Source organism: Streptomyces sp. NBC_01465, assembly GCF_036227325.1.
Lineage (GTDB): Bacteria > Actinomycetota > Actinomycetes > Streptomycetales > Streptomycetaceae > Streptomyces.
The window spans coordinates 1,512,917-1,533,731 of record NZ_CP109467.1 but is presented as its reverse complement, the minus strand read 5'-3'; the positions used below and the strand labels follow the sequence as shown (position 1 = coordinate 1,533,731).

Annotated in this window: 17 protein-coding genes; 16 read left to right on the top strand and 1 reads right to left on the bottom strand. The window is 70.8% G+C overall.

Features of this window, described 5'->3' with window-relative positions:
* The first annotated feature begins 172 nt into the window (after positions 1 to 172).
* Positions 173 to 1,615, top strand: coding sequence for an MFS transporter (locus OG707_RS06945; RefSeq protein ID WP_329115463.1), 1,443 nt, complete (start codon positions 173 to 175; stop codon positions 1,613 to 1,615).
* Here OG707_RS06945 and OG707_RS06940 read toward each other — a convergent pair.
* On the bottom strand, positions 1,572 to 2,795 hold the full coding sequence (locus OG707_RS06940) for an MFS transporter (protein ID WP_329115461.1): 1,224 nt from the start codon (positions 2,793 to 2,795) through the stop codon (positions 1,572 to 1,574). The genes OG707_RS06945 and OG707_RS06940 overlap by 44 nt on opposite strands.
* A gap of 352 nt (positions 2,796 to 3,147) precedes the next feature.
* On the opposite strand from OG707_RS06940, the gene OG707_RS06935 reads away from it, so the two are divergent.
* The 15 genes from OG707_RS06935 to OG707_RS06865 all read left to right on the top strand — a co-directional run bounded on the left by OG707_RS06935 (position 3,148) and on the right by OG707_RS06865 (position 20,762).
* On the top strand, positions 3,148 to 4,566 hold the full coding sequence (locus tag OG707_RS06935) for an amidase (protein WP_329115459.1): 1,419 nt from the start codon (positions 3,148 to 3,150) through the stop codon (positions 4,564 to 4,566).
* 106 nt (positions 4,567 to 4,672) lie between these two features.
* Entirely contained in the window at positions 4,673 to 6,193 is a 1,521-nt protein-coding gene (locus OG707_RS06930) for an ABC transporter substrate-binding protein (protein WP_329115457.1), read from the top strand.
* A gap of 2 nt (positions 6,194 to 6,195) precedes the next feature.
* Positions 6,196 to 7,206, top strand: coding sequence for an ABC transporter permease (locus tag OG707_RS06925; RefSeq protein WP_329115456.1), 1,011 nt, complete (start codon positions 6,196 to 6,198; stop codon positions 7,204 to 7,206).
* Positions 7,203 to 9,029: a dipeptide/oligopeptide/nickel ABC transporter permease/ATP-binding protein gene (locus OG707_RS06920; protein WP_329115455.1), complete on the top strand. Its 1,827-nt coding sequence runs from the start codon at positions 7,203 to 7,205 to the stop codon at positions 9,027 to 9,029. Before OG707_RS06925 ends, OG707_RS06920 begins: the two co-directional genes overlap by 4 nt.
* Complete coding sequence (locus OG707_RS06915) at positions 9,022 to 9,798, top strand: ATP-binding cassette domain-containing protein (RefSeq protein WP_329115454.1); 777 nt, start codon at positions 9,022 to 9,024, stop codon at positions 9,796 to 9,798. Before OG707_RS06920 ends, OG707_RS06915 begins: the two co-directional genes overlap by 8 nt.
* 10 nt (positions 9,799 to 9,808) lie before the next feature.
* Positions 9,809 to 10,567, top strand: coding sequence for an MBL fold metallo-hydrolase (locus OG707_RS06910; RefSeq protein WP_329115452.1), 759 nt, complete (start codon positions 9,809 to 9,811; stop codon positions 10,565 to 10,567).
* A gap of 130 nt (positions 10,568 to 10,697) precedes the next feature.
* Positions 10,698 to 11,345 (top strand): GntR family transcriptional regulator, encoded by a 648-nt coding sequence (locus OG707_RS06905; RefSeq protein ID WP_329115450.1) that lies wholly within the window; start codon positions 10,698 to 10,700, stop codon positions 11,343 to 11,345.
* Positions 11,346 to 11,377: 32 nt separating this feature from the next.
* A complete protein-coding gene (locus OG707_RS06900) occupies positions 11,378 to 12,280 on the top strand; it encodes a dihydrodipicolinate synthase family protein (RefSeq protein WP_329115447.1) in 903 nt (300 codons plus the stop codon).
* On the top strand, positions 12,277 to 14,007 hold the full coding sequence (gene araD / locus OG707_RS06895; RefSeq protein ID WP_329115445.1) for an L-arabinonate dehydratase: 1,731 nt from the start codon (positions 12,277 to 12,279) through the stop codon (positions 14,005 to 14,007). The genes OG707_RS06900 and araD overlap by 4 nt, the downstream gene beginning before the upstream one ends.
* Before the next feature lie 97 nt (positions 14,008 to 14,104).
* Complete coding sequence (locus OG707_RS06890) at positions 14,105 to 15,031, top strand: carbohydrate ABC transporter permease (RefSeq protein ID WP_329115443.1); 927 nt, start codon at positions 14,105 to 14,107, stop codon at positions 15,029 to 15,031.
* Positions 15,028 to 15,933 carry a carbohydrate ABC transporter permease gene (locus OG707_RS06885; RefSeq protein WP_329115441.1) on the top strand — a complete coding sequence of 302 codons (906 nt, stop codon included), beginning with the start codon at positions 15,028 to 15,030 and terminating at the stop codon, positions 15,931 to 15,933. The genes OG707_RS06890 and OG707_RS06885 overlap by 4 nt, the downstream gene beginning before the upstream one ends.
* Positions 15,930 to 17,084: a Gfo/Idh/MocA family protein gene (locus tag OG707_RS06880; protein WP_329115439.1), complete on the top strand. Its 1,155-nt coding sequence runs from the start codon at positions 15,930 to 15,932 to the stop codon at positions 17,082 to 17,084. The genes OG707_RS06885 and OG707_RS06880 overlap by 4 nt, the downstream gene beginning before the upstream one ends.
* Positions 17,081 to 17,920: a PmoA family protein gene (locus OG707_RS06875; RefSeq protein WP_329115437.1), complete on the top strand. Its 840-nt coding sequence runs from the start codon at positions 17,081 to 17,083 to the stop codon at positions 17,918 to 17,920. The genes OG707_RS06880 and OG707_RS06875 overlap by 4 nt, the downstream gene beginning before the upstream one ends.
* Positions 17,917 to 19,440: a glycoside hydrolase family 43 protein gene (locus tag OG707_RS06870; protein WP_329115435.1), complete on the top strand. Its 1,524-nt coding sequence runs from the start codon at positions 17,917 to 17,919 to the stop codon at positions 19,438 to 19,440. The genes OG707_RS06875 and OG707_RS06870 overlap by 4 nt, the downstream gene beginning before the upstream one ends.
* Positions 19,437 to 20,762 (top strand): ABC transporter substrate-binding protein, encoded by a 1,326-nt coding sequence (locus tag OG707_RS06865; RefSeq protein WP_329115433.1) that lies wholly within the window; start codon positions 19,437 to 19,439, stop codon positions 20,760 to 20,762. Before OG707_RS06870 ends, OG707_RS06865 begins: the two co-directional genes overlap by 4 nt.
* Positions 20,763 to 20,815 lie beyond the last annotated feature (53 nt).

The window sequence follows — 20,815 nt, the reverse complement described above, 5'->3', positions numbered from 1 at the left end:
AGGGCCGCGTTGGAGTCGATGGCCCCATCGTCCCCGATCCGCCCGGGAGTTGACTGACCCTGTCAGTGCCAGGCAGCGCCGGCCCACCCACAACACGGTGTGGTTGCCCGCCCGGAGGACGGCGACAGTGCTGATCACCAGCACCGCGCCCCTCCGGAAGGAACCCTCCAGCATGTCCAGTCTTGATCGGGCCGTCGCCAGTGAACCGGCGGCCTCCGTGCGGATGACGGGGCGGCAGCGGCTCGCCCTGGCCCTGTTGCTCACCGCCAACTTCACCCTGGCCGTCGACTTCTCCGTACTGAACGTCGCGCTGCCCACCATCGGCGCCGACGTCGGCTTCTCCTTGGCGAACCTCCAGTGGATCGCCACCGGATTCGCGCTCGCCGCCGCGGGCTTCACTCTGCTGTTCGGGCGGATCGCGGACCTCTTCGGCCGCCGCAGGCTCTTCCAGGCGGGGATGGCGCTCCTTGCCGTCTCCTCGCTGGCGGGAGGGCTGGCGAACACGCCAGTGCTGCTTCTGACCGCCCGGGTCGCACAGGGGCTGGCCACCGCCGCGGTGACCCCGGCCGCGCTCTCCCTGCTGACCACCGCGTTCCCCGAGGGGCCGCTGCGCGCCAAGGCGCTCGGCCTCAACGGGTCCCTCGCCGCGGCGGGCTTCACCACCGGTGCGATCCTCGGCGGCGTCCTCACCGACCTGCTGAGCTGGCGCTGGGCGTTCTTCATCAACGTGCCGGTCGCCCTCGGCGTCCTCGTCCTCGCCCCGTCCGTTCTGGAGGAGGGCCGCCCCCAGGAGCGGCGCAAGCTGGACTTCCCCGGCGCGGTACTGGTGACGCTCGGACTCCTCGCACTCATCTACGGACTGACCGGCGCGGGTCAGAAGTCCTGGGGCGATCCGCAGGCCGTGGGTCCGCTGGCGGCCGGTGCGCTGCTGCTCACCCTGTTCTGGCTGGTGGAGCGGAAGGTCGCCGAACCGCTGGTCCCGGTGGCTGTTCTGCGCCGGTCCGCCGTGGCCTGGGGCAATGTGGTCGGCCTGCTGGCTTTTGTGACGCAGACCGGTCTCATCTTCCTGCTCACCCTCTATCTGCAGCGCGTTCTGCACTACACACCGCTGGAGGCGGGACTGTCCTTCATCGTGCTCGGCGTCGCCGCGTTCCTCGGCGGGGTGAGCTCGCCGAAGATCCTCGGCAAGCTCGGCACCAAGAGGATGATCGTGGCCGGCTTCCTGGCGCAGGCCGTGGCGACCCTCTCCCTGATCCTGCTCGGCGCGGACTCGGTCTGGATCACCCTGCTGCTGGTGGCGACCTTCGTCGGCGGCTTCGCCAACCTCCTGCCGATCGTGGGCTTCATGGTCACCGCGACCTCCGCACTGCCCGACCGTGAACAGGGCCTGGCGACCGGCCTGACCACCATGACGCAGCAGGTCGGCATCGTGCTGGGCATCCCCGTGCTCAGCGCCGTGTTCGCCGCACGGATGAACTCCCTCGGAGGCGAGAGCGCCGATCACGTCCTCGGCGGAATCACCACCGCGATCGGCGTCGACGCGGTGCTGTGTCTGGTGGGAGCACTGCTGGTCATGCTGTTTCTGCGTCCCGTACAACAGTCCGCCCCGCAGTAGCCGCCGAGCGCAGCAGCCCGGCCGCGGTCAGCAGCCCCAGCACCCCGGTCACCGGCAGCAGTACGTGGGTGTCCACCACCGCGACCAGGCCCGCGCCCGCCGCCAGTGCCAGCGCGTTCGGTACGAAGACCAGGGTGTTGGCGGTGGCGGCGGTGCGGCCGAGCACCTCGTCCGGGGTCTCGCGCTGCACCGCCGTCAGTGCCGCGATCAGCACGCACGGCAGGCCGAGCCCGATCGCCGCGCTGCAGGCGAGCACCACGCCGTCGTACGGCAGCGACCGCAGCCCCACCGCCGCCGCGAACAGTGCGGTCCCGGCCCCGGCGAACACCCGCTCCGGCAGCCTCCGCAGGAGCGGGCCCGCGAGGAGCCCGGCCGCGACGGAGCCCGCGCCCTGGACGGCGTACAGCACACCGGCGTACGCGGGCGAGTGTCCGAGCCCCCGGTCCACCACGGCATAGAGCGCCGCCCCGTTGAGCCCGGCGAGCAGCATGGTGGCCCCGCCCGCGCCCACCAGCGGCCGCAGTACGGGGGAGTGCCACAGCGTGCGCGCACCCTCGGCCGTGTCGGCGAGCCAGCGGCCGGCAGGGGCGCGGGCCGGCTTCTCCTCGCGTACGCGCAACGAGGCGAAGATGCCCGCTGCGAGGACGAAGGTCACCGCGTCCAGGAGCGCCACCGCGGGCCCGCCGAAGCGGACGTACAGGCCCGCGCCCGCCAGCGGGGCGAGGAGCTTCATGCCCTCATTGGCCGACATCCGCAGTCCGTTGAAGTCCCCGAGCAGCCTGTGGTCGATCGCCGCGACGACCAGCGCGGCCTCGGCGGCGTCGGCCACGACGCCCTGCGCGCCGTACACCAGCAGGACGGCGAACAGGATCCAGAGGCGGCCGGGGGAGTCCACCGCGAGCAGCGTGGGCAGCAGGGCCGCGACGGCGAGGTTCGACCAGACCAGCAGGGGCTTGCGGCGGACGCGGTCGGCGAGGGTGCCGAGCAACGGGCCGACCAGCGAGGGCGCCCACATCATGAAGACCGTCAGCGCCGCCAACGCGTTCGATCCGGTGAGGGACTTGACCCACACCCCGGCCGTCAGCCACATCGCGCTCGTGCCGAAGCCCGAGACCACGAATCCCGTCAGATAAAGCCCTGCGTTGCGGTCCCGCAGGACGCGCCCGATCGCCTGATTCATGGGGCCAGCGTGGGGGCTGAGGCCCCCGTCGACGCATCGGGAACATGCCCTAGACGAGGCCGGTGAGGGCGGGCTCGTGCGGGGCGGTCGTAGGGCTGCCCCGGAACTTAGCCTGCCGCGAACCGGCGCACAAGGCTCTATGACCGACTGGTCGGTTTTGGCTCTCCAGCAGGGCCGTTGCGATCGGAACGCGCGATTCCAGGTTTCGATCGCATGACGTACTGACTGGTCGGTATTGACAGGCGGCGGCTCCGAGGTTGTGATTCCTGCGTCACAGTCGACCGGTTCCCGCCCTGCGGGCAACCGTTCTCTCAGCGTGTTCGTCGCTACGACCGAGAGGGAAGTCCCGCACATGTACGACGGCTTGGATGCAGTGGCGCAAGCGAGCGCCGTACGCGAAGGCCGGGTGAGTCCGGTCGAACTCGTCCGGCACAGCCTCGACCTGATCGACGCCCACGACGCGACACTCGGGGCGTTCATCTCGGTCACCGCCGATGCGGCCCTGCGCGAGGCGCGGGAGGCCGAGCGGCGCATCGCGTCGGAGGGGACCGAGGGGCTGCCGCCGCTGTTCGGAGTGCCGACCGCGATCAAGGACCTGACGCCCACGGCCGGAGTGCGCACCACGTTCGGATCCAAGGCGTACGACTCCCACGTCCCGGACGTGGACGCCCACAGCGTGACCCTGCTGCGCGCGGCCGGGACGATCAGCCTCGGCAAGACCAACACCCCAGAATTCGGACTCTCCGGGTACACGGACAACGACGTCCGGGGCCAGGCGCGTTCGCCCTGGGACCTCACGCGCTCCGCAGGCGGCTCCAGCGGCGGAGCGGCGGCCGCCGTCGCCGCCGGACTCGTACCGTTCGCGCACGGCAGCGACGGGGGCGGCTCGCTGCGCATCCCCGCGAGCAGCTGCGGGATCTTCGGGCTGAAGCCCTCGCGGGGCCGGATCAGCCCGGGGCCCGACGCCAATGTGGCGGGCCTCGCCGTGGAGGGACCGCTGAGCCGCACCGTCAGGGACGCGGCCGCGATGCTGGACGCGCTGTCCGTGCCGATGCCCGGCGACCCGTACTGGGCGCCGCCGCTCCCGCCCGGCGAGACCTTCCTCGCGCACGCCGCCGAGGAGCCGGGCCGGCTGCGGATCGCCCGCTACGCCGACCTGGGCGACAGCGGATTCGCCGTGGACCCCGTGTGCCGGAAGGCGTACGAGGAGACCACCGAGCTCCTCGGGGCGCTCGGCCACGACGTCGAGGAGGTCGCCAACCCCTTCGTGGCGGAGCTCGGTGAACTCTTCTTCGTCATCTGGGGAGTTCAGTCCCTGCGCTACGAAGTCGCCCCGGAGCAGGAAGAACTGCTGCGCCCCGTCACCCGCTTCTGGCGCGAGCGCGGCCGGCAGACGAGCGCCGAGGACTTCTACCGTGCGCTCGCCGGAGCGCAGCGGCTCAGCCGGCGGGTCGTCGAGGCCACGGAGCGCTACGACGCGGTCCTCACCCCGACCCTGGGCCTTCCGCCGCAGCCTGTTGCCTACTTCACCGGTGAATCGGGCGAAGAGCTGATGGAACAGATCGGCCGCCAGAGCCTCTTCTCGCCGTTCACCAGCGGCTACAACCTCACCGGCCAGCCCGCGGCCAGCCTGCCGCTGCACTGGACCGAGGACGAACTGCCCATCGGCGTCTCGCTCACCGGCCGACCGGCCGGCGAGGCGCAACTGCTGTCGCTCTGCGCACAGCTGGAAGCGGCCAAGCCCTGGGGACACCGCCGCCCCGCCCTCTGACCCAGGTCATCCCACCCTGCCCACGTCACACCATCGCGCCCCGGAGGCTCGCATGGCCAGTTCAGTACGCCCATTTTCGCCCCGAATCCTTCCGATTCTGTTGTGCGTGGGGCTCGGCGCCACCGCCTGCACGACCAGCAGCAGCGGTTCCGGCGACACCAAGGGAGGCGGCAACGGACGCATATCCGCCGCCATGGCCTCCGACCCCACCTCGCTCGACCCGAGCAAGGGCACCATCGCCGCCGATCTGCAGATGGCGCGCATGACGTACGACTCGCTCGTCGGCCGCGACGACGGCGGGAAGGTCGTCCCCGCGCTCGCGGAGAAGTGGGACGCGACCTCCACCAAGGCCGAGTTCACCCTGAAGTCAGGGATCACCTGCACCGACGGCGCCAAGCTGACGGCGAGCGACGTCGCCGCCTCGCTCAACCGGTTCGGCGACCCGAAGACCGGAGCGACGGCCGCCGCGCAGGTCTTCGGCGCGGGCAACACCGTCACCGCCACCGGGGACGACGCCTCGCGCAAGGTGACCGTCCAGCTGAAGAACGCCTGGTCCGACCTGCTGTACGGGCTCGCGATGCCGCAGGCGTCCATCATCTGTCCGGCCGCGATGAAGGACCCCGACCTCCTCAAGAACGGCGGCAAGGGCGCGGGCACGGGCCGCTACTACCTGACCAAGGCGCAGCCGGGCAGCGTCTACAGCCTCACCGCGCACGAGGGCTACAAGTGGGGCCCCCAGTACGCGAAGCAGCCCGCCGGCAAGGAGCCCTCGGGCGCCGACATGCGGGTGGTCCAGTCCGAGGCCACCATGGCCAACGAGATGCAGACCGGCACCCTGGACTCGATCGGTCTCACGGGCGCCGACGTCGCCCGCTTCACCGGCAAGTCCGGCTACAAGATCGAGCCCGCGCCCATCGTCCGCATGATGGTGGTCTTCAACGAGCGCAAGGGGCACCCGGGCGCCGACCCCAAGGTGCGCAAAGCCATGGCGGCCGCGCTCGACCAGAAGGCGTTCAACCAGGCCGTCACGCGCGGCTCGGGCCAGCTGATGACCAGCATCGCCGACGCCAACGTCCCGTGCGTGTCCAAGGACGCCTCGCTGCTCACCGCGTACGACAAGGCGGCCGCGTCCAAGGACCTCAAGGGCCTGAAGATCACCGTCGAGGGGACCAACGCGGTCGCAGGCGGGGCCGGAAACGAGTACGTACAGGCGGCCCTGAAGGCGGCCGGCGCGAACGTCACCCTGCGCAATGTCGCCAACGCCAACTGGGGCACCGAGGTGCTCGGCAACAAGGGTGACTGGGACGTCACCGTGCTGCCCAACCTCAACCTGACGAACCTGCTCACCGCACCCGCGAGCCTCATGTCGGGACCCGAGCCGACCGCGGGCCGGAACTTCGGCAACATCCAGAACCCGGCGTTCGACAAGGCCTTCGGCAAGGCCCTGTCCACCACCGACGAGACCGCCAAGTGCGCCGCATGGGGAGACGCCCAGAAGGCGCTGCTGACGCGCAACGACGTCGTCCCGATGGCCGCCGTCAACGTCTACTACATCGACGGCAGCCGGATCCTGTCGGCCGCGCCCGACGGTCTGTACGACCCCGGCACCATCCGGCTGAAGAAGTAGTGATGAGCCAGGCCGTGCGGGTGACACCCGCTGTCAAGGTGGCGCAGGGGAAGGCCCGTTCGCCCTGGACGGGGTTCCTCGTGCGCAGGCTCGTCGGCCTGGCCGGTGTGCTCGTCACGCTGGTCGTCGGCACCTTTCTGATGATCCAGCTCGTACCCGGAGACCCGGCCCGGCAGGTGGCCGGATCGGGCGCCACGGCCGAGCAGATCGAGCAGGTACGGCACGGCCTCGGGCTCGACCGGACGCTGTGGGAGCAGTTCACGTCGTACGTCGGCGGGCTGCTGCACGGCGACCTCGGGACGTCCTTCGCGGCCGGCCGGCCGGTGAGCCAACTCATCGGCGACCGGCTGCCGTTCACCGCGCAGCTCGCGCTCATCGCGATGGTCGTCGTCCTGCTGGTCAGCGTGCCGCTGGGCATGGCGGTCGCAGTCGCCTGCCGCGGCGGGCGGCGGCGCTGGCTGGACTCCTGCTTCACCGCCGTCACCGCGGTCGCCGGGGCCGTGCCGGAGTACGTCCTCGCGACCGTGCTCGTACTCGTCTTCGCCGTCACCTGGGGCGTACTTCCGGCCGCCGGGGCCGCCTCGCTCTCCGCGATGGTGCTGCCGGTGCTCGCCGTCAGCGTCGGGCCCGTCTGCACCCTCGCGCGCATCGTGCGCAGGGAGACCGCGACCGTACTCACCCAGGACTATCTGCGCACCGCGCGCGGACACCGGCTGCGTGCGGTGCGGCTGTACTCACGCCACGCGCTGCCCAACCTGCTCACCAGCACGCTCACCCTCGGCGGGCTCATCCTCTCCGGGCTGCTCGGCGGAACGGTGATCGTCGAGATCGTCTTCGCCTGGCCGGGACTCGGGACCGGTGTCGTGAACGCGATCACTGCCCGCGACTACCCGGTCGTCCAGGGCATCGTCCTTCTCCTCGGGCTGCTCGCCACCGTGCTCAATCTCCTTGTCGACATCGTCCTGGGTCTGCTGGACCCGCGGACCCTGACCGGAAGGACGGGTCCGGCATGAGGCGCACCCTGAGGTCACCGGCGCTCCTCGCCGGAATCGTCATGCTCGGCGCGCTGCTGCTGCTCGCCGTGGTGGGGCCCTTCATCTGGGGCGATGCGGCGGACACCCTCACCGGCAACGCGCATCAACCGGCGTCCGCGGCACACTGGTTCGGTACGGACGCGCTGGGCCGTGATGTCTTCGCACGGACCATGGCGGCGACCCGGCCCACCCTCGTCATGACCCTGGCGGCCACCGCGGTCGCCGCGGTGGGCGGCATCGGGCTCGGCGCGGTGATCTGGGTGGCGGGACCCCGTACGCGAGAACTGGGCCAGCGGCTCATCGACGTGATGATCTCCTACCCCAGCGTCATCTTCGCCCTGATCGTGGCGGCCGTCCTTGGCCCGGGCTCCGTCACCTCGGTGGCCGCGATCGGCCTGGCGACCTGCCCGGCCTTCGCCCGCCTCACCACCAACCTCGCCGCCTCGGTCGCGGGCCGCGACTTCGTCGCCACAGCACGGCTGTTGGGCGTCTCGCCGCTGCGGCTCCTTCGCCGCCACCTCCTGCCGAACATCGCGGAACCTCTGCTGGTCCTGCTCTCGGTGGCGTTCACCGCCTCGCTCAAGGCGCTGTCGGGGCTCTCGTTCCTCGGGCTCGGCGCGGACTTCGACTGGGGGCGACTGCTCTTCACCGGGCTGGAAGGCATCTACGTGAACCCGGCCCCGGCACTCGGCCCCGCTGCGGCGATCGTCGTCGCGGGACTCGCGGGCGGGCTCATCGGCGACGGCCTCGCGGCGGCCGCCCAGCCCGGGCAGACGTACCGGCCGAGGAGCGAACGGGCCCGGATGCGCGAGGTGTTGAGCCGTACGGACACGAGGAGCGCAGCCCCGGACGCCTTCGCCGAAGCGCGCGAGCTCACCGTCTCCCTCCCGGACGGCACCGTCCTCGTCGACGACGTCTCCCTCCACGTCGGCCGCGGCGAGATCGTCGGCATCGTCGGCGAGTCCGGATCCGGCAAGAGCCTCACCGCGATGTCCTTCGCCAAGCTGCTCCCCGACGGCCTCACGGCGGACGCGGCCGCACTGCGCGTCGGCGATCTGGACCTCACCGGAGAGCCCGAACCCGCCCGTCTGGCACGGGAGATCGGGATCGTCTACCAGGACCCCTCCGCCTCCTTCAACCCGACGCTGAAGATCGGCAGCCAGCTCACCGAAGTGCTGCGCGTGCACGAAGGCGTCCCCCGCAAGGAGGCCGACCGACGGGCGGTCGAGCAGCTCAGGCTCGCCCGGCTCACCGTGCCCGAGCAGCGCATGAAGCAGCATCCGCACGAACTGTCGGGCGGTATGCGCCAGCGCGCCATGATCGCCGCCGCGCTGCTCACCCGGCCGCAGCTGATCATCGCGGACGAACCGACCACCGCGCTCGACGTCACGGTCCAGAAGGAAGTGCTCGGACTCATCAAGGAGGCCAACGAGCGCGACGGCCTCTCCATCCTCCTCATCTCGCACGACATCGGCGTCGTCTCGACGGTCTGCGACCGCGTCCTGGTGATGTACGCGGGCCGCCTCGCCGAGGAACTCTCGGTGGCGGACCTCCGGGAGGGACGGGCCCAACACCCTTACACCCGCGCCCTGTTGGCGGCCACGCCGGCGATCGACAGCGACCGCCCCCTGGCCGCGATCCCCGGCCGCCCGCCCCAGCCGGCGGAACGCCCGACCGGCTGCACCTTCGCACCGCGCTGCCCGCTCGCCCGCGCCCAGTGCACGGAGGAGCGGCCGCTGCTGCGGACCGAGGGGCCGCGCGTCGCCTGCCACGCACTCGACTGGGAGCCCGTACATGCCTGAGCCGGTACTGCGCATCGAGCGCCTCGACGTCTCCTTCGGCCATGGGTCGGGGCGCCGTCACGTCCTCCACGAGGTGAGCTTCGACCTGTCGGCCGGCCGTACGCTCGGCCTCGTCGGCGAGTCGGGGTCGGGCAAGTCGACGGTGGCGAAGGCCGTGGTGGGTCTGGTGCGCCCGCACGGCGGCCGGATCCTGCTCGACGGCCGGGACCTGACCCTCGTACGGAAGGCGGAACTGCACGCCCTGCGCCGCAGGGTCCAGCTGATCCCGCAGGACCCGTACGCCTCGCTCAATCCGCGTATGACGGTGGGCGACGCGATCGCGGAGGCGATCGACCCGCGCCGCGGCAGACTCGCCGAACATCGGGAGCGGGTGGGGGAGTTGCTGGCGAAGGTCGCCCTCGACCCCGCTGCCGCCGACCGCTACCCGGCTGCCTTCTCGGGCGGTCAGCGCCAGCGCATCGCGATCGCCAGAGCGCTCGCCGTCGAGCCGGAGCTGATCATCGCGGACGAGGTCACGTCCGCGCTCGACTGCTCGGTGCAGGCCGAAGTCCTCGGCGTACTGGACGGACTGCGCCGCGACATGGGCCTGACGATGCTCTTCATCTCGCACGACCTCGCGGTGGTGCGGCACGTCAGCGACGAGGTGGCGGTGATGTCGGAGGGCAGGATCGTGGAGCACCGCACCCGCGACGAACTCTTCGACGACCCGCAGCACGCCTACACCCAACTCCTGCTGGCGAGCGTGCCGAAGGTGGGCCCCGCCGCGTAGCGTCCCGCCCATGTCGTACACCCTCACCGTCCTCGGGACCGCGTCCCCGCACCCCGCCCCCGGCCGCCCCTGCTCCGGCTATCTGCTGAGCGGGGGCGGGGCACGGGTGTGGGTGGACGCGGGGCCCGGGACCTTCGCCGAGCTGCAGTGGTACGCCGACCCGGCGCGGCTCGACGCGATCTGGATCTCGCATCTGCACGCCGACCACTGCGCCGACCTGCTGAGCGCGGTGTACGGACTGGCCTACGGCGGCCTCACCCCGCCCGCGCCCGTACCGGTCTACGCGCCGCCCGGGTGCGCCCAGCGCCTGGCCGCGTTCTTCGGCCGCCCGGACCCCGGATTCCTGGCCGGGATCCTGGACTTCCGCGACCTGCACGACGGCCACGAGGCGAAGATCGGCGGCCTCCGTCTCATCAGCCGCGCCGTCACGCACGACACCGAGGCGTACGCCCTGCGCGCCGAGTACGAGGGCGCGGTCCTCGCGTACTCCGGCGACAGTGGCCCCTGCGCCGCACTCGCCGAACTGGCCCACCGCGCCGACCTGTTGCTCTGCGAGGCCGACATCGACCGGCACCCGGGCGAAGAACCCCAGGTCCATCTCACCCCCGAGGACGCCGGCGCCCTCGCCCGTACCGCCGCAGTGGGCCGCCTCGTCGTCACCCACGTCGGCCCCACCCTCACCCGCGAGGCGGCCACGGAGCGTGCCCGCCGGTCCTTCGGCGGGCCCACCGTCACCGCCCGCGAAGGGGACATCCTGCCCTTCGGGTGACAACTGGCCTGCCGCGCCGGGAAGTTCTTCTGCCGGAAGCGTTGACGAAACAAAACCACGGCCTTAGCTTCAACGCGTCGTACTTCGTACGTCATATATGAGACGCGATACGCCAGATCTGAGAGCGCTGATGACCTTTGCCCCGAGTCCGATCCCCTCACGGACCCAGTACGTGCAGGATGCGATCAAGCACGCGATCCTCACCGCGCAACTGGTGCCGGGGCAGGCCCTCGTCGAGACCGAGCTCGCCGCCCAGTTCGGGGTCTCCAAGACCCCCGTGCGGGAGGCGCTGAAGACCCTGGCGGGGACCGGGCTCGTGGTGATGAGCCAGTACAAGGGCGTCACCGTGCGCATGGTCGACGCCGAGATGGCGCGCGAGGTCTACGACGTACGGCTGCTCCTCGAACCCGAGGCGCTGCGCCGCTCCATCACCCGCAAGGCCTCCCTCGAAGCCGCGCAGGAGGCGCTGTCGCGCTCCGACACCGCCGAGGACAAGGCGGACCGGTCCCTCGCCAACCGCGACTTCCACCGGGCGCTCTACCTCCCCTGCGGAAACCCGCTCCTGGCCCGGATGCTCGACGAAGTACGCGACCAGGCCGCCCTGGTGTCCACCGTCGCCTGGTCCGCGATCCCCTCGTGGGAGCGCGAGGCGGCCGAGCACCGGGAGATCCTGCGGCTCGCGCTCGACGGTGACGCGGACGGCGCGGGCCGTGCGCTGCACGAACACATCGCCTCGTTCGTCCGGCGGGCCTTCCCCGAAGAGGGCGCCGAGGCATGAACCACCAGCACTTCGATGAAAGGTCGGTCCGCATGGACTCCTCACCGCTGAAGGCGGCCCTCGCAGACGTCGTGGCGATCCCGGTGACGCCGTTCGACCCGGACGGGTCGATCGACGAAGCCGCCCACCGGGCGCTGCTCAGAAGGCTCCTCGACGGCGGGGTGCGGACCCTGACGCCCAACGGCAACACCGGTGAGTTCTACGCGCTGACCCCCGAAGAGCGGCGCACCGTCACCGAGTTGACCATCGACGAGGCGGGCGACCGCGCGGTCATCCTGGTCGGTGTCGGACACGACGTGCCCACCGCGATCGCCGCCGCCGAGCACGCCCGCGACGCCGGCGCGCAGATGGTGATGGTGCACCAGCCCGTCCACCCGTACGTCTCGGACGGCGGCTGGGTCGACTACCACCGTGCCATCGCGGAGGCCGTCCCCGGCCTCGGCGTCGTCCCGTACATCCGCAACCCGCAGCTTCCCGGTGCGCGCCTGGCCGAACTCGCCGACGCCTGCCCCAACGTCATCGGCGTCAAGTACGCGGTCCCCGACGCCGCCCGCTTCGCCGCCTTCGCACGCGACGCCGGACTCGAGCGCTTCGTGTGGGTCGCCGGGCTCGCCGAGCCGTACGCGCCCTCCTACTTCTCCGCGGGCGCCACCGGCTTCACCTCCGGGCTCGTGAACGTCGCGCCCTCCGTTTCGCTGAATATGATCGAAGCGCTTCGATCGGGCGACTACCCGGCCGCCATGAAGGTCTGGGAGCAGATCCGCCGCTTCGAGGAACTGCGCGGCGCCAACGGCTCCGCCAACAATGTCACCGTCGTCAAGGAGGCCCTCGCCTCGCTCGGCCTGTGCCGCCGCGACGTACGCCCGCCGAGCAAGCAGCTGCCCGAGTCGCAGCGCGCCGAGGTCGCGGAGATCGCTGCGGGGTGGGGGATATGACCGCCCGCAGAACCCCCGAGCAGCTCCGCAGCCACCAGTGGTACGGCACGGACGGCCTGCGCTCCTTCAGCCACCGCGCCCGCACCCGCCAGCTCGGCTACCTGCCCGAGGAGCACCTGGGCAAGCCCGTCATCGCGATCCTCAACACGTGGAGTGACATCAACCCGTGTCACGTCCACCTCCGCGACCGCGCCCAGGCGGTCAAGCGCGGAGTCTGGCAGGCCGGCGGTTTCCCGCTCGAATTCCCGGTCTCCACGCTCTCCGAGACCTTCCAGAAGCCGACCCCGATGCTCTACCGGAACCTCCTCGCCATGGAGACCGAAGAGCTCCTGCGCTCCTACCCCGTCGACGGCGCGGTCCTGATGGGCGGCTGCGACAAGTCCACCCCCGCCCTCCTCATGGGCGCCGCCACCGTCGACCTGCCGACTGTCTTCGTGCCGGCCGGCCCCATGCTGCCCGGTCACTGGCGCAATGAAGTCCTGGGCTCCGGCACCGACATGTGGAAGTACTGGGACGACAAGCGCGCCGGACTCATCGGCGACTGCGAGATGGCCGAGCTGGAGAACGGGCTCGCCCGCTCGCCCGGCCACTGCATGACGATGGGCACCGCCTCCACGCTCACCGCCGCTGCCGAAGCGCTCGGCGTCACCGTCCCCGGCGCCTCCTCCATCCCCGCCGTCGACTCGGGACACGACCGGATGGCCGCCGCCTCCGGACTGCGGATCGTCGACATGGTGTGGAACGACCTCAAGCTGTCGAAGCTGCTCACCCCCGAGGCGTACGAGGACGCCGTCGCCACCGTTCTGGCGCTGGGCGGCTCCACCAACGCCGTCATCCACCTCATCGCGATGGCGGGCCGCTCCGGAGTCACCCTCACCCTCGACGACTTCGACCGCATCGCCCGCACCGTCCCGGTCCTCGCCAACCTCCGCCCCGGCGGCCGGTATCTGATGGAGGACTTCCACTTCGCGGGCGGACTCCCGGCGTTCCTGGCCGAGTTGGGGGAGGAGACGCTCCACCTCGACCGCCCCACCGTCTCGTACGGCACGATGCGCGAGCAGCTCGACGGCGCCCAGGTCCACAACCCGGACGTCATCCGCCCCCGCAGCAACCCCCTCGCCGACGAGGGCGGCGTCGCCGTCCTGCGCGGCAACCTCTGCCCCGACGGCGCCGTCATCAAGCACATCGCCGCCGAGCCGCACCTGCTCAAGCACACCGGTCCCGCGGTCGTCTTCGACGACTACAGGACCATGCAACGCACCATCAACGACCCAGAGTTGGGCATCACCGCCGAGCACGTCCTGGTGCTGCGCAACGCCGGCCCCAAGGGCGGCCCCGGCATGCCCGAGTACGGCATGCTCCCCATCCCCGACCACCTCCTCAAGCAGGGCGTCCGTGACATGGTGCGGATCTCCGACGCCCGGATGAGCGGCACGAGCTACGGCGCCTGCGTCCTGCACATCGCCCCCGAGTCGTACGTCGGAGGGCCCCTCGCCCTCGTCCGCACCGGAGACCGCATCACCCTCGACGTCGAGGCCCGCACCCTCCATCTCGACGTCACCGACGAGGAGTTGGCGGAGCGCCGCGCCGCCTGGACCCCGCCGCCCACCCGCTTCGAGCGCGGCTACGGCGCCCTCTACAACGAGCAGATCACGCAGGCCGACACCGGCTGCGACTTCGAGTTCCTGGCCAGGCCGGGAGAGGTCGCGGACCCGTACGCGGGCTGACGCAACCCCCGCACTTTGTTCGTCCGCAGTTCCGATCGGTATCTGGAAAGCGCTTGCACAGCAGATACGCAGAATCAACAGAGAACGGAGAAGAGTCATGGCACAAGCCGCAGCCGTGGCCACACCCAAGAAGCCGCCCCGGCGCCGGAGCGCGACGCCGCGCCGCCTCCCGTATCTGCTGATCGCGCCCGCAGGCCTGCTGATGCTGGGCTTCATCGCGTACCCCGTGATCAGCGTCTTCTACTACAGCCTCCAGAACTACAACGTCACCAAGCCCTGGCGGAACGGATTCGCGGGCCTCGACAACTTCAAGCGGATCTTCACCGAGGACGACCAGTTCTGGACGACGCTCGCCTTCAGCGGGCAGTGGGTCATCACCCAGATCGCCCTGCAGCTCGCCCTCGGCCTCGGGCTCGCGCTCATCGTCAACCAGACGTTCATCGGCCGCGGCATCTCCCGCGCGATGGTCTTCTCGCCGTGGGCCGTCTCCGGGGTGCTGACCTCCACCATCTGGATCCTGCTCTACAACTCCTCGACGGGCTTCAGCCGTTACCTCGCGGACGCCGGCATCGGCTCGTACGGAACCTCCGTGCTCTCCGACACCGGTACCGTCTTCTGGGCCGCGACCGTCGCCGAACTCTGGCGCGGAGTCCCCTTCTTCGCGATCCTCATCCTCGCCGACCTGCAGTCCGTCTCCAAGGAGCTGTACGAGGCGGCGTCCGTCGACGGGGCGGGCAGGCTGCGCCAGTTCTTCCACATCACGCTGCCGCACCTCAAGGACGCCATCATCCTGGCGACCCTGCTGCGCGGCGTCTGGGAGTTCAACAACGTCGACCTCCTCTACACCCTCACCGGCGGCGGCCCCGCGGGCGAGACCACGACCCTCCCGCTCTATGTCGCCAACACCGGGATCGAAGGGCACGACTTCGGTTACGCCTCCGCGCTGACCACCGTCGCCTTCGTGATCCTCCTCTTCTGCTCGATCGTCTATCTCCGCCTGAGCAAGTTCGGAGGCGAAAAGTGACCGCCGCACTCGCCGAGAAGCGCACGGACACCCCCGTGTCCGACGCCCCCGGGCCGCCCGCCCCCGTACGCCGCACGAAGCGCGAGCGCGCCTTCGACGACGTACCGCGCTGGCAGATCTACCTCCCGCTCGGGCTGTATCTGCTCTTCACGCTCATCCCGTTCTACTGGATGCTGCTCTTCGCCGTCCGCCCGGCCGGATCGACCTCGCTGGTCCCCTGGCCGATGACCTTCGACCACTTCGACAAGGTCTGGAACGAACGCAGCTTCGCGACCTTCTTCCAGAACAGCATGATCGTCGGCGTCGCCACCCTGGTGGCGACCACGGCGGTCGCACTGGCCGGCGGATACGCGCTGGCGCGCTTCAACTTCCGTATCAAGGGCGGCTTCATGCTGGCCCTGCTCTGCTCGCAGTTCATCCCGGGCGCGCTGATGCTGGTCCCGCTCTTCGAGATCTTCAAGAACCTCCAGCTGATCAACTCCCTGGTGAGCGTGATCATCGCGGAGACCGTCTTCCAGCTGCCGCTCTCCATCATCCTGATCAGCGGCTTCATCAAGAACGTGCCGGTCTCCCTCGAAGAGGCCGCCTGGGTAGACGGCTGCGGACGCTTCCGCGCCTTCTGCGCCGTGGTGCTCCCGCTGCTGCGCCCCGGACTGATCGCGGTCGGCTCCTTCGCCTTCGTGCACAGCTGGAACCACTTCCTCTTCGCCCTGATGTTCCTCAGCGAGCAGGACAAGCAGACGATCCCCGTCGGCCTCAACACGCTCATCGGCGCGGACAGCGTCGACCTGGGCGCCCTCGCGGCAGGCGGTGTCATCGCGGCCGTACCCGTCGTGATCGTCTTCGCCTTCATCCAGAAGTGGCTGGTCACCGGCTTCAGCGCAGGGGCGGTGAAGGGATGAGCGCGATACCCGTCGTCCTCGCGGGCGCCCGCGGCCACGGCCGCTGGCATCTGGAGAACATCCGCCGCCTGCAGGCCACCGGCCTGGTCACCCTCGCCGGAGTCTGCGAGCTGAAGCCGCTCACCGACAAGGAGCTGGAGGGCTTCGGCACCCCCGAGCAGTCCCCGGACTTCGCCGCTCTCCTCGACTCCACGGGCGCCGGGATCGCCGTCATCTGCACCCCGATCCCCACCCACACCGACCTGGCCCTGACCGCCGCCGAACGCGGAGTGCACGTCCTCCTGGAGAAGCCGCCCGCTCCCTCCTACGCGGAGTTCCGGCGGATGGCCGACGGTGTGAGCGCGGCAGGCGTCCACTGCCAGATCGGCTTCCAGTCGATGGGCTCGCACGCCCTGGAAGCGGTACGGGAACTCATCGCGACGGGCGCGATCGGCGAGGTCACCGGCATCGGCGGCGCCGGAGCCTGGGTGCGCGACGAGGCGTACTTCCGCCGCGCCCCCTGGGCGGGCCGCCGGCGCATCGGCGGCACGGACGTCGTCGACGGCGTACTGACGAACCCTCTCGCGCACGCGGTCGCCACCGCCCTAGCCCTGGACGGGAGTTCACGCGCCGAGGACATCGGGACCATCGAGGCCGAGCTCTTCCGGGCCAACGACATCGAGGCCGACGACACCTCGTGCGTACGGATCACGACCCGGCGCGGCACCCCCGTCGTCATCTCCGTCACCCTCTGCGCCGCCGCACCGGACGAGCCGTACCTCCTCGTCCACGGCACCCGCGGCCGTATCACCTTCTGGTACAAGGACGACCGGATCCTGGTCCAGCGCGCCGGCCAGGGCCCCGAGGAGTCCGTCCACGGCAGGACCGACCTCCTGGAGAACCTCGTCGCCCATCTCGCGGGCGAGGCCGACCTCCTGGTCACCCCGGACCTGACGGGCGCCTTCATGCGGGTCGTCGAAACGGTTCGAACCGCCCCCGAGCCGGCCGCGATCCCCGCCGACGCGTGGAGCGAGTCCACGGACGCGAACGGGGTGCGCCGCCGCACCGTCCACGGCATCGACGGGCTGGTCGCCGCCGGAGCCGACACCCTCACCCTCTTCTCCGAACTGGGCGTCCCCTGGGCGCTCCCGAGCGAGGTGCACTCGTCATGAGCGATGCGATCCTGCTGCGCTGCGCAGGCCGCCCCGTCGGCCGCTACCTCTACCGGCCCGAACTCGAAGCGCGGCTCTCCCCGCGCCCGTACCTCCATCCGCTCACCACGCTCGCCGGGGTCGCCGTCACCGAGGAGATGCCCGGCGACCACCTCCACCACCTGGGCGCGGGGGTCGCCGTGCCCGACGTCGCGGGCCGCAACTTCTGGGGCGGGCGCACCTACGTCCGCGGGCAGGGCTCCACCGAGCTCGACAACCACGGCATCCAGCGCCACACCGGCTGGAAGCTCCGCGACCCCGACGGCTTCGTCGAGGAACTGGCGTGGACGGCAGGGACGGGTGAGCTGCTGCGCGAGCACCGTACGGTCGCCGCAGGTCAACTCGGCCCGCACGCATGGGTGCTGGACTTCACCTTCTCGCTGACCAACACCACCGGCGAGGACCTCTCCATCGGCTCCCCGGCCACCAACGGCCGCCCCGGCGCCGGATACGGCGGCTTCTTCTGGCGCGCCCCCAAGGAGGCCGGCCGGCCCGCCGTCTTCACCGCGGACGGCGACGGCGAGGACGCGGTCCACGGCCGCAGGGCCGACTGGCTCGCCCTGGCCGGCGACGGCTGGACGCTGGTCTTCGCCGGGGCCAACGAGGAGACCCGGCGCGACCCCTGGTTCGTACGGACCGAGGAGTACCCCGGGGTCGGCTCGTCCCTCGCCTGGGACCAGCGGGTGCCGGTGGCCGCGGGGCAGACGCTGGTACGGCGCATCCTGACCGTCGTCGCCGACGGCCGCCTGGAGCGCGACGCTGCGGCCGCGCTGGTGCGGAAGGCGGTCAGCGCATGAGCGACGACGGCATGTACCGCAACCCGATCCTGCACGCCGACTGGTCCGACCCCGACGTCGTACGCGTCGGCGACGACTACTACCTCACCGCCTCCAGCTTCGGCCGCGTCCCCGGCCTGCCGCTCCTGCACTCCCGCGACCTGGTCAACTGGACGCTGATCGGCCACGCCCTGGACCGCCTGGAGCCCGCATCGGCCTTCACGTCCCCGCGCCACGACTGCGGCGTCTGGGCGCCGTCGATCCGCCACCACGACGGCCGCTTCTGGATCTTCTGGGGCGACCCGGACCACGGGATCTACCAGGTCAACTCCCGTGACGTACGTGGCCCTTGGAGTGCGCCGCACCTCGTGAAGCCGGGCAAGGGGCTGATCGACGCGTGCCCGCTCTGGGACGAGGAGAGCGGTGAGGCGTACCTGGTGCACGCCTGGGCCCGCTCGCGGTCCGGGGTGAAGAACCGCCTCACCGGGCACCGCATGTCGCCCGACGGCCGCGAACTCCTCGACGAGGGCAAGGTCATCGTCGACGGCGACCTGCTGCCCGGCTGGTTCACCCTGGAGGGCCCCAAGCTGTACCTCCGCGACGGCTGGTTCTGGATCCTCGCCCCCGCGGGGAGCGTCGAGACGGGCTGGCAGGGCGCGTTCCGCTCGCGCGACTTCTTCGGCCCGTACGAGGAGAAGGTCGTCCTGGAGCAGGGGTCCACCGAGATCAACGGGCCGCATCAGGGCGGCCTGGTCAGCACCCCGGCGGGCGAGGACTGGTTCCTGCACTTCCAGGCGAAGGGCGCCTACGGACGGGTGCTGCATCTGCAGCCCGTGCGCTGGCCCGAGGGCGGCTGGCCGGTGATGGGCGACGCGGGCGAGCCCGTGCTCGTACACCGCAAGCCCGAACTGCCCCCGCAGCCCGTCGAGTTGCCCGCGACCGACGACGGGTTCCCCGGCGGACGCCACGGACGCCAGTGGCAGTGGACCGCCAACCCGAGGCCCGGCTGGACGGTCGCGCACGGCGGGGACGGGCTGCGGCTCACCTGCGTACGGACGCCGTACGCGCACGACCTGCGCCGGTTGCCGCACGTCCTGACCCAGCGGCTGCCCGCCGAATCCTTCCGGGTCGAGGTGGAACTCACCCTCGGCAGCGAGGAGTTGGGGGCGAGGGCGGGGCTCGCCGTCCTGGGCGACGACTTCAGCTGGATCGGCCTGGAGCGGACCGAGGACGGGGTCCAGCTCGTCCACCGGTACGCCGAGGGTGTCGCCGAGCGCGAACGGGACGCCGCGCACGCACGCCCCGCCCCCAGGGGCAGCGCCCGGCTCCGTATCGACGTCGCACCGGGCGCCCGCTGCCGCTTCTCCGCAGACACCGGGGACGGCTTCCGCCCCTCGGGACTTGTCTTCACCGCCACCCCCTGGCGCTGGGTCGGAGCCCTGCTCGGCCTCTTCGCCACCGCACCCGAGGGCACGGGGCCCGCCGGGACCGCGAGCTTCACCACCTACCGGATCACACCAAGAGAGACGAGCCGACCATGACGAAGTTCTCGAAGTCCCTCGGGAGCGCGGTCGCACTGACCGCGGTTCTCGCCCTGACCACGACCGCCTGCGGGGACGACGGCAGCAGCGGCGGCGGTGACGAGGGCAGCGGCAAGGGCACGATCACCTTCTGGGACAACAACGGCGGTCCCCGCACGGAGATCTGGACCGAGATCATCAAGGACTTCGAGAAGAAGAACCCGGACATCAAGGTCAAGTACGTGCCGATCCCGATCGCCGACGTGCAGTCGAAGTACGACACGGCGATCTCGGGCGGCGGGCTGCCGGACGTCGGCGGTGTCGGTACGGCGTACCTCGCCAACATCGTCGCCCAGAACGCCCTGGAGCCGGTCGGCGACCGCATCAAGAGCTCCAGCCTGAACGGCAAGCTGGTCCCGGCGACGGTGGACAGCGTCAAGGCCGCCGGCGGCAAGGGCGACGAGATGTACTCCGTGCCGACCTCGGTGAACAACGGCACGCTCTGGTACCGCACCGATCTCTTCACGGCGGCCGGTCTGGACGCCCCGTCGACCTGGGCGAAGTTCTACACGGCGGCGGAGAAGCTCACCGACGCCAAGAACAACAAGTTCGGCTACACCATCCGCGGTGGCGCCGGATCGATCGCCCAGGCGATCGACGCCTCGTACGGGCAGTCGGGGATCACCGACTTCTGGAGCGGTGACAAGACCACGCTGAACGACCCGAAGAACGTGGCGGCGCTGGAGAAGTACGTCGGCCTCTTCAAGAAGACGACGCCGTCGGCCGACCTCAACAACGACTTCACGAAGATGGTCGCCCAGTGGGACACGGGCACGATCGGGATGCTGAGCCACAACCTCGGCTCGTACCAGGACCACGAGAAGGCGCTGAAGGGGAAGTTCGCCGGCATCCCCAACCCGATCGGTGACAGCGGCACCCGGGTCCAGGTCTCCAACCCGGTCGACGGGCTCGGTCTCTTCAAGGCGAGCAAGAACAAGACGGCCGCCTGGAAGTTCATCGAGTTCGCCGCGTCGCACACCGAGAACAGCAAGTGGAACGAGTCCGCGGGCGCGATCCCGGCCAACACCGAGGCGGCCAAGGACTCCTGGATCACGAGCGTGGAGCCGACCAAGCTCGCGGCGGCGGCGCTGACGGACGGCTCCACGAAGATCGTGCAGCTGCCGTACTACCTGCCGGACTGGAACAACATCAGCAAGGCCGACAACGAGCCGGAGTTCCAGAAGCTGCTGCTCGGCAAGGTCACCGCGAAGGCGTTCCTGGACAAGATCGCCGATGAGCTGAACACGGCGCAGGCGGAGTGGAAGCAGCAGAACAAGAGCTGACCCTCCCCATGAACGGGGTCCGGCGGCGGCGACCTGTCCCGATCGCCGCCGGA